Here is a 13090-nt window from a genome sequence, read left to right as displayed (position 1 = left end):
CCCGGGCGGACGCCAATCCCCCCGGTGTTTTTCATGTCCGCCTGACGGATGAACAAAACAATGAAATGAAATGATTAATTTTGACTCAAAGATAAACCTCCTTTACACACTTTTTGGGATACTACCTGTGTAGTTTGCGATACTGACAAATATCCTCAATTGTCAAAACAGACATATTGTGAGTCTTTCCAAATTCAACGATTTGAGGCAATCTGGCCATGGTACCATCTTCATTGGTTAGTTCGCATAAAACAGCTGAATCTCCTAAGCCGGCAATAGAAACAATATCTATACTCCCTTCTGTATGTCCGCGTCTTTCGAATACACCACCATCACTGGCTCTTAGAGGAAATACATGACCGGGATGTACCAGGTCTTCAGCCTTGGCATCTTTGGCTGAAGCTGTCTTGATCGTTGTAACTCTATCTTTAGCTGATACACCGGTCGTAACACCCTCTTTTGCCTCTATTGAGATGGTAAAAGCGGTGTGATTTTTGCATGTATTTTCTTCAACCATTGGGCGTAGGCCAAGTTCGTCGCACTTGGAACCCTTTAGGCATAGGCAAACAATACCGCTGCATTCACGGATCATCAATGCCATATTCTTAGGAGTAAGATTGATTGTGGGGTAGATGATATCACCTTCATTTTCTCGGTTTTCATCATCGACCAGTAAGATACCGCGTCCTTCACGAAGGCAGGTGCACGCTGCCTCTACTCGGTCAGAAAAGGTCTGACCAAACTGTTCTAATAAATTCATTACTTGAGTCAGTTAAAATGTTAAACTCTTATCATCGAAGTAATGGAAAGGGGGAAACGACAGCACAACTACAGAGAGACCCCGATCGAAATGGGGTTGTTGTGCGGTTGATTCTACTTCCATCCGGACTATTACCGTCGGTTATGGATTTGCACCATATCAATCTCCAATAATTAAGAGAGTTGCGGACTATACCGCCGATAGGGAATTGCACCCTTCCTCGAAGAATCTGTGCAAAAATACAAACTATTTAAGACTGTTGCAAAAATAAAAAAGGGAAAGACACCATTTGATATAAACGCAAATAGCTATGTTCTCTCAAATAAAAATGGATGTATATAGTGTGTTTTGTATAAATAATGTAAATTTATTTCACTTGTTTAGGGACCTAAAACAGCCCTTTCTGACATCAAAAAGAGGCTCATTCTCCACAAAATCCAAAGGTAATAGGACGAAACCGTCCTATCTGAATGTTAATATATGTATATGCTACTTTTTATAGACAAATTGGCGGCTTAAAAATGGACTTTAGGCCGCCTTTTTTGTAAGGTCGCGCGACTTGCAATCCATTCTCGCGCTACCTTGAGGGTAGACTCGCGCGAGGTTGCACCTGAAGTAGCGCGACTTTGCATGTCAAGGTCGCGCGACAACGGATCGAAAGTCGCGCGAGAATAGATTGCTTCTCGCGCGAGCTTATTTGTTAAAATAGCGCATAAAAAAGCCCGTTTCGTACTAATAAAACGGGCTAAGTCGGTAATATGGTTAGAGGTCCCTAACCTAAAAATGTATGAATTTTGCTATAAATAAAGATAGTCTGAGCTCTTTTTTGATTATTAAGTGTGGCAACAGTATTTAACAAATGAAGGCATTTTTCTTCGAGCTTCACAGCCCACCCAAAGAGACTTTTGAGTAGATTGTTTTTTGCAGTTGGTGGGGTAGTCATCAACTTACTACCAAAGAGATGTCTCTTACCACCTTGGAGGAGTGATCCCCCAAGTAGCACGAATGCCAAAAGTATAGTGAGTAATATGATTATCTCCATGGTTTTTATTCTTTTATGCTCGATAAGGTACAAAAAAGCAGCAACTTATGCAAAGAGCTTTTGGACGCTTTGTTTTTGCATTCTCTTTTGAAGTATGGCTCGGCTTATTTAGCTTCATTTTTGTATATTTGTAGAGGAAAAGTAAATAATAAAATAGATATATGAGATTTGAAGTTTCAAGTAGTACAATTCAGCAGTTGATTCAGACTGTTTCTAAGGTGATTGTACCCAAAAGTAATATCCCAATCCTTGAGTGTGTATTGTTTGAGGTTAAAGGTAATTACCTTACCATCACGGGTGCTGATCCCGGTATGAGATTGGAGGCTACCATCGAGATTAACAACTTGAGTGGTGAAGATGGTCGTTTTGCTGTTTTGCAGAGGGTCTTGCTCGATCCTATCAAGGAGATGCCCGAGCAGCCTATCACATTTACTGTGAATTATGTTGAGGGTGCCAAAGAGTATGAGTCTCAGATAGATTATCAGAGTGGTAAGTACACCTTCTTGGCCAGTCCTGCAGACGCTTATCCGGAAGCATTTTCTTTGGGTCAGGAGCCTCAGACAATTATGATCAAGGCTTCGGATCTTATGATGGCCATTAATGCAACTTTGTATGCTACGAGCAATGATGACAGAAGACCTATCATGACCGGAATATACTGTGATTTGTTTACGGATAAGGTTGTCTTTGTCGGTTCGGATGCCAGAATGCTTGTTCGTCATCAAAATACCAATGTTCATGCCGACTGCAATGCCGGGTTTAGTATGCCTAAGAAGGTGGCAACAATGTTGAGCCGTTCACTTTTGGCTCATGAAGATGATGATTTGATGGTCAAGATGAGTTTTAGCAGCAAGGTGATAAGGGTCGAACTTCCTTCATTTGTACTGACTGCTTTGCTGGTAGAGGGCAAATTCCCCAACTACAACAGTGTCATACCGACCAGTGGACCTTTTATGGTGACTGTGGATCGTCAACTTCTTTTGTCTGCAGCTCGTCGTATCTCTGTTTTTGCAAGTGAGAGTACCAATATGTTGAAGTTTGATTTTGGTCCGGATGGTATTTTGCTCAGTGCCAATGACCTTGACTTTTCTGTTGCAGCTCAAGAACATGTCAAAGCAGATTGTCCGGCTGATATCAATCTTAAGACGGGATTTGAATCTAAGGCATTCCAGTCAGCCTTAACAGCTATTACTTCATCAGAAATTAAACTTTATCTTACAGACCAAACCAGAGCTTGTGTTATCGAACCTTGCGATTATCCCGAATATATTGATCAATGTACTTTGATCCTTCCAATGAAAATAATCTAATGAAATTAAATCTTAAGAATCCAATCATATTCTTCGATCTGGAAACAACCGGAGTCAATATTGTAAATGATCGAATTGTGGAAATCTCCATTATTAAGGTGATGCCGAATGGAGAGGAGATTGCCAAAACAAGGCGTATAAATCCTGAAATGCATATACCGGAAGAATCTACAGCCGTACATGGCATAACAGACGAAGATGTTAAGGATTGTCCGACCTTCAAGCAGGTTGCCAAAAGTTTGGCTGATCTTTTTGAAGGAAGCGATGTAGCTGGGTTTAACAGCAATCGCTTTGATGTACCAATGTTGGTGGAGGAGTTTTTGCGTGCCGGCATAGATGTCAATTTCTCCAAGAAGCATTTTATCGATGTGCAGACCATTTTCCATAAATTGGAGAAGCGAACACTTGAGGCTGCGTATAAATTTTATTGCGATAAGGACCTTAAGAATGCTCATTCTGCCGAGGCTGATACTCGTGCCACATATGAGGTTTTGATGGCTCAATTGGATCGTTATCCGAAAGAGCTTGAGAATGATATTTCTTTTTTGAGTGAGTTTTCTTCATTCAATAAGAATGTCGATTTTGCCGGTCGTCTGGTATATGATGAGAATGGTGAAGAGATCATCAACTTTGGTAAATATAGAGGTCGCAAAGCGCGTGAGGTATTGCAGTCCGATCCCGGTTATTATGGTTGGATACAAGGTTCTGATTTTCCTCAAGACACAAAGAACTGCTTTGCCAGGATTTTAGTTTCTATGCGTCAATAAATTTGTGTGATGAGCAAAAGTATTCTCAAAGGCAAGCACATTATCTTAGGTATATCGGGTGGTATAGCTGCATATAAGAGTATATTGCTGGCCCGACAGTTTATCAAATGTGGAGCAGAAGTTCAGGTTGTGATTACTCCGAGTGGAAAGGAATTTGTTACCCCTTTGACTTTGTCTACCATTACTTCCAAACCTGTCATAAGTGAGTTTTTTGATCGAAGGGATGGCTCTTGGAATAGTCATGTTGATTTGGGATTATGGGCGGATGCTATGGTTGTTGCTCCTGCAACAGCTTCTACCATCGGTAAGATGGCACATGGTATAGCTGACAATATGCTTATTACGACTTATCTCTCTTGCAAGGCACCGGTATTTGTGGCTCCGGCAATGGATTTGGATATGTATAAACACCCTTCGACTCAATCCAATCTTAAGTTGCTTCAAAGCTATGGCAATAAGATTATCGAGGCGGCTGATGGAGAGTTGGCCAGCCATTTGATCGGAAAGGGTCGAATGCAAGAGCCGGAGGTTATCTTGGACGAATTGTCCAATTACTTCCTATCGAAAGAGCAAAATACATCTGTTTGTGAGGTTTTAAGAGGCAAAAGGGTCGTTATCACGGCCGGTCCAACTTATGAGGAGATTGATCCAGTCCGATTTATTGGCAATCACTCAACCGGTCTTATGGGGATTGAGATAGCCGATGCGCTCTCTCGTGCCGGAGCTCAGGTGGATCTTGTTCTTGGTCCGTCACACTTGAAGCCTCAGTGCAGCAATGTCATCGTTCATTCGGTGAAGTCTGCTTTAGAAATGCTGGATGAAGCTGAGAAATATTTTGAATCAGCCGATATTGCCATTATGTCTGCTGCCGTGGCTGATTATAGACCCAAGTTGGTCTCTTCTGAAAAGATAAAAAGAGAAAAGACTACGGAGATGTCCATCGAGCTGGTGGCAAACCCCGATATTGCCGCAACTCTTGGTCAAAAGAAAAGTGCCGGTCAATTTGTTGTCGGCTTTGCTTTGGAAACAGCTAAGAATGCTGTAGAAGAGGCTAAACGAAAAATTGTCTCCAAAAATTTAGATGCCATTGTTCTTAATACATTGGCAGATGAGGGAGCCGGTTTTGGTGGTACGACCAACAAGGTGACCATTATAGAGAAGAATGGGGTGCAACATCCGTATCCTTTGAAGTCTAAGAGACAGGTGGCTGAGGACTTGGTCTCCTTTATCGCAGAGACTTTGAAATAGTTCGCGGCATTTAAATCACAATGCAATTGAAGGTATTTCAAACTGTTTCTTAACTTTATTGGAACAATAAATAACAGCAATTAAAACCAAATGGTATGAAGCTATTGCGCATTTTATGTCTTGTTTTCTTATTTCTCCCGGGGATGAATGCCTTCTCTCAAGAGTTGAATGCAAAGGTTACAATCAATACGCAATCTCTTGGACCTGTTGATAAGGAGCAGTTTGACGAACTTCAGAAGCAACTTTTTGACCTTCTAAATAATACGCGTTGGACACATACATCATTTGCCCCCGCTGAACGTATCGATTGTAATTTTACGATTAATCTTCTGTCAAAAAAAGAGCCCAATAAGTATACTGCCGAATTGAATGTTACTGCGACAAGGCCTGTATTCAATTCCTCCTATATGACTCCTCTTTTTATATTTAGAGATAGAGATGTCAACTTCGAATACGATCAGTTTGCGCGTTTGGAATGGAATCCTCAAAACTTGGAGAGCAATTTGCTTGCCTCCATTGTATTTTATGTATATGCCATATTGACTTATGATTTTGACAGCTTCTCCGAACTGGGGGGATCTCCTTACGCTTCGGAGATGAGACAAATTGTAGCTGCGGCGCAAAGTAAGCAAGATTGGCAAGGATGGGAAGCATATAAGAGTGATCTCAATCGCTATGCCCTTTCGGAAGCACTCAACGATAAACAGCTGGAGTCCGTTAGAAAAGCTTGGTATCTTTATCATCGTAAGGGATTGGATGATATGGTGGACAATATTGCGAGAGGAAGAAACAATATTGTCGAGTCTGTCAGCCTATTGGAGGAGGCTCATAAAGCCAAGCCTATGTCTGTGTTGTACAATATTTTTGCAACAACCAAGTTGGATGAAATGGGCAAAATTATGAGCAAAACATCTGAATCCGAAAAGCAGGAACTTGGTCGCAGACTAATAAAGATATTCCCGACCGAATCTGATAAAATCGACAAACTTAAGCGTGCTAAGTAATGTTATCTTCATTGCATATCTCACAATACGTACTGATTGATAATTTGGAAATCAATTTCTCGGATGGCTTTACTGTTATTTCGGGTGAAACCGGTGCGGGTAAGAGCATCTTGTTGGGTGCGTTGTCGCTCGTGCTTGGTAAGCGAGCAGATACTTCAGAAATAGCAATAGGTAAGGACAAATGTGTTGTCGAAGCAACTTTTAGCAATCTTGACTCCGTCTTGGAGGCAATGTTTGAAGAGGAGGATCTGGATTTTAGTCGGGATGAATGTATCTTAAGGAGAGAGATTTCAGCCAAAGGAAAAAGTCGGGCTTTTGTCAATGATACTCCGGTGTCTCTTACAGTGCTCAAGAAAATAGGAGAGAAATTGGTAGACATACATTCTCAACACAAAAATTTACTTCTTGGGGATGCTCATTTTCAGTTGTCCACTTTGGATATTTTGTCTGCCAATACCTCTTTGCTAAAAGAGTATCAAGAGAGATATTTGCAATATAGAAAAGCCTTGGAGGCTTATGAGAAGGCTTTGAAGGTTGCACAAGAGGGAGAGCAGGAGGCAGATTATCTGCAGTTTCAGTATGATGAGTTGGAGCAAGCGGAGATCAAAGAGGGTGAAGAGGTGGATTTGGAGTCGGAGCTTAAGATGCTTTCTCATGCAGTTGAGATTGCTCAAGGACTTTCGGAATCGAATGATTTGCTCCTCCAAAATGACGAAAATATTGTAACCTCCCTTGTTCATACAATAGATGTGTTGAGACGATTGGAACCATTTATGGAGGATCTTAAACCCTATTGTGAGAGATTGGAGTCAGCTCAGATAGAGATCAAAGATGTGGCAGAAAGCATTTCCTCTTTGTCGGAGCAATTGGAGGTTGATCCCGAACGCCTGCTCTATGTGGAAGAGCGTCTGAATACAATCAATAAGCTTCTTATGAAGCATAAGGTAACAACCACTTCTGAACTTTTTGAGATTAAGGAACAACTTGGTCAAAGACTTGATGCGATTAACAACAAAGATCAACATATTGCCAAGTTGAAATCAATAGTAGAGGACAAGCTGTTTGAGACAAATGCTTATGCAAAAAAGCTAACAGCACAAAGACAAAAAGCGGGAGCTCTTTTGAGTAAGACATTAGAGTCAGAGTTGCCTCTGCTGGGTATACCAAAAGTGGTATTTAAGGTGGCGATCAGTGATGTTGAGCCAAATATGTATGGACGAGATAAGGTGACATTCCTTTTTTCTGCCAATATGCAACAGCCACCGGAAGCGGTTGCTGATATTGCTTCCGGTGGTGAGATAGCAAGATTGATGCTATGTATTAAGTCTCTCGTGGCAGACAAAAAGAATCTTCCTACCATTATTTTTGATGAGATAGATACCGGTATCTCGGGTGATATTGCCGGAAGGATGGCAAAGATGCTTCAACGAATGGCTCGAACAATGCAGGTTGTTGCGATTACTCATTTGCCTCAGATTGCCGCAGCCGGCAAGGATCAGCTTTTTGTTTATAAGCTGCTGGGTGAAGATAAGACCCGGACAACAATGAAAAAACTCAGCCAAAAGGAGAGAATAGAAGAGATAGCTCGTATGCAAAGTGGTAGCGAATTGACCGATATCAGCCTTGCTGCAGCTGAAGAATTACTAAAAAACAGTGTAGAATTATAATTTAATAAGATGGCAAAAGACAAGCTAATATATGGCATCCACTCTATAGAAGAGGCTCTTCTGGCAGGAAAAGAATTAGACAAGATCTTTCTTAGGCGAGCAATGAGAGGTGACGATATCTCTCGTATAAAGGCATTGGCAAGAGATCGAATGATCCCGGTGCTAAGTGTGCCGGAAGAAAAGTTGAGTCGAATGACTTCAAAAAATCACCAAGGTATAGTAGCCTATCTCTCACAGATAGAGTATATGCCTTTGGAAGAGGTGGTAAATTTGACTTTTGAGGAGGGGCAGCTTCCCTTTATTGTCGTGTTGGATGGTGTGACAGACGTTAGGAATTTTGGTGCCATTGCCCGTACTGCTGAGTGTGCCGGAGTAGATGCAATAGTCATTCCCGGCAGAGGATCGGTAAGTGTCAGTGGTGATGCCATCAAGGCTTCTGCCGGAGCTTTGCACAGAATCCCCGTATGTAGAGTCAATAGTATCAATGAGGCTTTGGATATTCTTAATAATAGTGGCGTTCGTATCGTGACGGCAAGCGAGAAGACAGATTCCAATTATACCGAAACCGATATGACTCTTCCTTTGGCTATTGTCATGGGAGCTGAGGATGTAGGTCCTTCCGAGGAGAGTATTCGCAGGGCAGACGAAATCGTTACGATACCTCAATGTGGAGAAATTGGCTCGCTTAATGTTTCTGTGGCAGCAGGTATATTGATTTATGAGGCCGTCAGACAAAATGGAATGAAATCGTGAGGCAATGACTTCATAGTTCGTTTGATATAAGAAATCGCTAACATAACAAGAAAATAAAGTATACTTATACATTTAATCAATAAAACAATCAATCTTATGAAAAAGGTAATTAGCACAACTAATGCACCTGCAGCTATTGGCCCATATAGCCAGGCAGTACTTGTTAATAATATTTTGTATGCTTCAGGTCAGCTTGGACTCGATCCTAAGACAGGTGAATTTGCTGAAGGTGGTGTGACCGGACAGACAGAACAGTCATTTAAGAATATCAAGGCTATTCTTGCAGAGGCAGGAATGGATATGAGCAATGTGGTTAAAACAACATGCTTCCTTAGTGATATGGCTGACTTTGCCGCAATGAACGAAGTGTATGCAAAGCAGTTTGAAGGGGCTTTCCCGGCAAGATCTGCTGTGGCAGTAAAAACTCTTCCAAAGAATGGTCTGGTAGAAATCGAAATCATTGCTATTAAAGACTGATCATTGCTATTAAAATGGCATTTAGAGGCTGTGTCGAAAGGCACGGCCTTTTTTGTTACGTGTAAATCCTTACCATTATATAGTAAGATCAAATGTCGGGATGGGGTAGGGTTAAAGAGGTTCCTTGTAATGTCATTTTGTTAATTGTTTTCTGTAATAAATGAATGTTTGAAACTTGTATGTCGGGTGTTTTGTAGCACTGTTTTGAGATTTTTGGTTGATATATTGCTACAAAGTGGCGAAATATTTTGTTGAAAGCTGTCATGTATCTACTTTCTTTCTTATATTTGTAGAGGTCTAACAAGAGGTTGGACTATTACCAAGAATAGACAATATAATCGTATAACTTATAAAACAATTGACAACAATGATTATTGGTATTCCAAAAGAAATTATGCACGATGAAGCTCGTGTTGCTGCAACTCCCGAAACAGTTGGGAAGTTTGTAAAAGAAGGTTTTACTGTACTTGTAGAAAAGTCTGCAGGAGAGGGTGCTCTTTACCATGACGAAGACTATATCAAGGCCGGAGCTAAGATGATCGAATGTCCACAGGAGATTTATGACAAGGCTGAAATGATATTGAAGGTTAAAGAACCTCTATTCAATGAAAAGCTTGGTAAGCACGAAGTTGAAATGATGCATAAGGGACAGTACCTTATTACATTTATTCACCCCGCTTCACCTGTCAATCATCAAATGGTCAAAGATTTGACAAAGCAGGGTGTTACAGCTATTACATTGGATGGTATACCTCGTATCTCAAGAGCTCAAAACTTGGATGCTCTTACATCTATGAGTACATGTGCCGGATATAAGGGTATTTTGATGGCTGCCAATAAGCTCACTACTTTCATGCCACAAATGTTTACAGCTGTAGGTCAGATTCAACCGGCTAAGGTCATGGTAATTGGTGTCGGTGTAGCAGGTCTTCAGGCTTTGGCTACAGCTAAGCGTCTCGGTGCAATTACTTATGCAGCTGATATTCGTCCGGCAGCAGCAGAGCAGGCCGGTAGCTTGGGTGCAAAGGTGATTGATACAACTGTACCGGCAGAATTGGCCATTGCAGAAGGTGGATATGCCAACAAACTTCCTGATGATGTACTCAAACGTGAGCGCGAGGCACTTCGTAGCACAATCCAAGAGATGGACATCGTGTTCTGTTCTGCGCTTATCCCGGGTAAGATTGCTCCTATCATTATTGATGAAGAGACGGTGAAGGGCATGAAGCGTGGTTCGGTGATTGTAGACATCTCTATCGACCAGGGAGGTAACTGCTCTTTGACACCGGCTGGCGATATTGTAGAGAAACACCATGTTACACTTATGGGTGTTAAGAATATCCCGGGACTATTGCCAACAAGTTCTACTTGGATGTTCTCAAACAACTTGTACAACTTGGTTAAGTATCTTGTCAAGGATGGCAAGGTTGTTTTGGATCGCCAAGATGAAGTTATTGCTAAGAGCCTTGTTTGTATCGATGGCGAATTGGTACACGTTGGTGCTCGTGAAGCAATGGGTCTCTAATCGAACGAATTGTTACAATGGATCGAGACCTTAGAGGTGATTCTTTGTAACTTTTATCAAGAGAACATTGTAATATAGAATAGTATCGGCTATCATTTGGATAGTTGATCCAATAATAACGTGAGGCGGTCTCTAAGCTAATTACTTGGTGACCGCCTCTCTTATAAATTATAATCCTTTATATGATACATCCGTTAATATTATTGCTGGTCTTTTTGGTTTGTACGATAGGAGGCTATTTCTTAATCAAGAATGTGCCCAGCTTGTTGCACACACCATTGATGTCCGGAATGAATGCCCTTTCGGGAGTAACTATTGTTGGAGCAGTTACGGCCACCGGTTATATCCTTCTGAGCGGAGATTGCTCTTTTGGAAAAATTGTTGCTGAGATTTTGGGCTGTATAGCTATTGTTTTGGCTGCTATTAATGTTTTTGGAGGTTTTGGTGTTACCCACAGAATGCTTCAAATGTTTAACAAAAAGAAAGGTTCTAAGAAATGATTTACCAAGTTGTTATCAGTGCCGTATTGGCGGTCCTTGTCATGGCGGGTATCTCCATGATGAGTAAGGTTAAGACAGCTGTGCAAGGTAATCTCCTTTCTGCTTTGGCAATGCTGATTGGTGTTGTGGCCACCTTGCTTTTTAGTGGAGTCGTTTCAGCTTGGACTATTTATCCTTCTATCATTGTTGGTGCTTTGATTGGTGGATTGATGGCTAAGCGAGTACAGATGATACAGATGCCACAGGTCGTAGCTCTTTTCAATGGTCTTGGAGGTGGAGCCTCTGCATTGGTGGGTATCTTGACGGCCATGAAATTAGGTTTTAAGTCCGAAGATCTGAGCATGCTCACAGATAAGGGCTTTTTGCCATTTGTACTGTTTACCTCTATGCTTGCTATAGCTATCGGTATGATTACCTTGGTGGGTAGCTTGATTGCGGCAGGAAAACTTCATCGTATCTTAAATCAGAAGCCGGTTGTATGGCCTTCACATTCATTGATGACTTTGGTTACGCTGATTGTCTCAATATGCTTTATTGTATTAGGTACTGTGGCTGTAGATGATTCGGTCAGAGTGTTTGCCGTCTTTGGTTGTGTGGTATTCTCATCCCTATTTGGGTTGTTGTTTTCTATTCGTGTCGGTGGTGCGGATATGCCTATTACCATATCCCTTCTAAACTCTCTTTCGGGAGTTGCAGGAGCCATTGCAGGTATGGCGATAGGTGATATTTTCCTCGTCGCTGTAGGTGGTATTGTGGGAGCTTCAGGGCTTCTTTTGACACAGATTATGTGTAGAGCTATGAATAGAAGCCTTATGTCCATTTTGATTGGTGGTAAAAAGAAGCCGCAGAAGAAGGTAACGGAAGCTGCCCCCAAGCAGGAGAAAAAGACTAACAAGGAAGTTGCTCCACAAGTTGATACAAAGAAAACTGCAGTTGATGTCTTGGCTGAGGCTAAGAATGTGATTATTGTGCCCGGTTATGGCATGGCATTGGCTCAGGCTCAGCATCAAGTGAAGCAGTTTGCCGATTTGTTGGAAGACAAAGGTGCCAGAGTCCGCTTTGCGATTCACCCCGTAGCAGGTCGTATGCCTGGACACATGAATGTTCTATTGGCCGAAGCAGATGTTCCTTATGATAAATTGTTTGAGATGGATGCCATCAATGACGATTTCAAAGATACGGATGCTGTTGTGGTGATTGGTGCAAATGACGTGCTCAACCCTGCTGCACGAGATGCGGAAGGTACTCCTATCTATGGTATGCCGGTCTTGAATGTGGACAAAGCCCCGGAGGTTATTATCTGCAACTTCGACCTCAATCCCGGTTATGCCGGTGTCGAAAACCCGCTCTACACCAGAGAGAAGGGTGTTTACCTGGAACTTGGAGATGCCAAGAAGACCCTTCAAGAATTGATTGCCGGAGTCAACTCCTGTCATGCCAAAGGCAATGTAAGCAAGGCTGACGAAGAGAAGGGTGCAGCAGCCGTTCTATCTAATGCCAAAGATGTGATTATTGTGCCCGGTTATGGTATGGCATTGGCACAGGCTCAGCATCAAGTGAAGCAGCTTGCCGATTTGTTGGAAGACAAAGGTGCCAGAGTCCGCTTTGCAATTCACCCCGTAGCAGGCCGTATGCCTGGACACATGAATGTTCTATTGGCCGAAGCANATGTGGACAAAGCCCCGGAGGTTATTATCTGCAACTTCGACCTCAATCCCGGTTATGCCGGTGTCGAAAACCCGCTCTACACCAGAGAGAAGGGAGTCTACCTGGAACTTGGAGATGCCAAGAAGACCCTTCAAGAATTGATTGCCGGGATCAACTCCTGTCATACCAAAGGCAATGTAAGCAAGGCTGACGAAGAGAAAGGCGCAGCAGCCGTTCTATCTAATGCCAAAGATGTGATCATAGTGCCCGGTTATGGTATGGCATTGGCACAGGCTCAGCATCAAGTGAAGCAGCTTGCCGATTTGTTGGAAGACAAGGGCGCCAGAGTCCGCTTTGCAATTCACCCCGTAGCAGGTCGTATGCCTGGAC

Annotated in this window: 12 protein-coding genes and 1 riboswitch; of the genes, 10 read left to right on the top strand and 2 right to left on the bottom strand. The window is 42.2% G+C overall.

Annotation, left to right across the window (positions count from 1 at the left end):
* Positions 1 to 121: 121 nt before the first annotated feature.
* Both ribB and ACFO3G_RS01025 read right to left on the bottom strand, forming a co-directional pair.
* Positions 122 to 760: a 3,4-dihydroxy-2-butanone-4-phosphate synthase gene (gene ribB, locus ACFO3G_RS01030; protein ID WP_380077152.1), complete on the bottom strand. Its 639-nt coding sequence runs from the start codon at positions 758 to 760 to the stop codon at positions 122 to 124.
* 107 nt (positions 761 to 867) lie between these two features.
* Positions 868 to 992: riboswitch (FMN riboswitch) on the bottom strand.
* Positions 993 to 1532: 540 nt separating this feature from the next.
* A complete protein-coding gene (locus ACFO3G_RS01025) occupies positions 1533 to 1802 on the bottom strand; it encodes a hypothetical protein (protein ID WP_380077150.1) in 270 nt (89 codons plus the stop codon).
* 161 nt (positions 1803 to 1963) lie between these two features.
* On the opposite strand from ACFO3G_RS01025, the gene dnaN reads away from it, so the two are divergent.
* From dnaN to ACFO3G_RS00975, 10 genes are all read left to right on the top strand, one after another.
* Positions 1964 to 3112 (top strand): DNA polymerase III subunit beta, encoded by a 1149-nt coding sequence (gene dnaN, locus ACFO3G_RS01020; RefSeq protein ID WP_380077148.1) that lies wholly within the window; start codon positions 1964 to 1966, stop codon positions 3110 to 3112.
* A complete protein-coding gene (locus ACFO3G_RS01015; RefSeq protein WP_380077146.1) occupies positions 3112 to 3879 on the top strand; it encodes an exonuclease domain-containing protein in 768 nt (255 codons plus the stop codon). Before dnaN ends, ACFO3G_RS01015 begins: the two co-directional genes overlap by 1 nt.
* A 9-nt stretch (positions 3880 to 3888) precedes the next feature.
* Positions 3889 to 5127, top strand: a complete 1239-nt coding sequence (coaBC, locus tag ACFO3G_RS01010) for a bifunctional phosphopantothenoylcysteine decarboxylase/phosphopantothenate--cysteine ligase CoaBC (protein ID WP_380077144.1) — start codon at positions 3889 to 3891, stop codon at positions 5125 to 5127.
* A gap of 95 nt (positions 5128 to 5222) precedes the next feature.
* Complete coding sequence (gene porD, locus ACFO3G_RS01005) at positions 5223 to 6131, top strand: type IX secretion system protein PorD (protein ID WP_380077142.1); 909 nt, start codon at positions 5223 to 5225, stop codon at positions 6129 to 6131.
* Positions 6131 to 7798 (top strand): DNA repair protein RecN, encoded by a 1668-nt coding sequence (gene recN / locus ACFO3G_RS01000; protein ID WP_380077140.1) that lies wholly within the window; start codon positions 6131 to 6133, stop codon positions 7796 to 7798. The genes porD and recN overlap by 1 nt, the downstream gene beginning before the upstream one ends.
* Before the next feature lie 9 nt (positions 7799 to 7807).
* Positions 7808 to 8551, top strand: a complete 744-nt coding sequence (gene rlmB, locus ACFO3G_RS00995; RefSeq protein WP_380077138.1) for a 23S rRNA (guanosine(2251)-2'-O)-methyltransferase RlmB — start codon at positions 7808 to 7810, stop codon at positions 8549 to 8551.
* A 96-nt stretch (positions 8552 to 8647) separates the two neighbouring features.
* Positions 8648 to 9028, top strand: a complete 381-nt coding sequence (locus ACFO3G_RS00990) for a RidA family protein (protein WP_380077136.1) — start codon at positions 8648 to 8650, stop codon at positions 9026 to 9028.
* 367 nt (positions 9029 to 9395) lie between these two features.
* Complete coding sequence (locus ACFO3G_RS00985) at positions 9396 to 10553, top strand: NAD(P) transhydrogenase subunit alpha (RefSeq protein WP_380077135.1); 1158 nt, start codon at positions 9396 to 9398, stop codon at positions 10551 to 10553.
* Positions 10554 to 10738: 185 nt separating this feature from the next.
* Positions 10739 to 11053, top strand: coding sequence for an NAD(P) transhydrogenase subunit alpha part 2 (locus tag ACFO3G_RS00980; RefSeq protein WP_380077154.1), 315 nt, complete (start codon positions 10739 to 10741; stop codon positions 11051 to 11053).
* On the top strand, positions 11050 to 13090 hold a 2041-nt coding region (locus ACFO3G_RS00975; RefSeq protein ID WP_380077133.1), incomplete at its 3' end, for an NAD(P)(+) transhydrogenase (Re/Si-specific) subunit beta. The genes ACFO3G_RS00980 and ACFO3G_RS00975, both read left to right, overlap by 4 nt.

The sequence above is a fragment of the Falsiporphyromonas endometrii genome (assembly GCF_042654485.1).
Classification (GTDB): Bacteria; Bacteroidota; Bacteroidia; order Bacteroidales; family Porphyromonadaceae; genus Porphyromonas; species Porphyromonas endometrii.
This window is presented reverse-complemented; position numbering and strand designations above follow the sequence as displayed.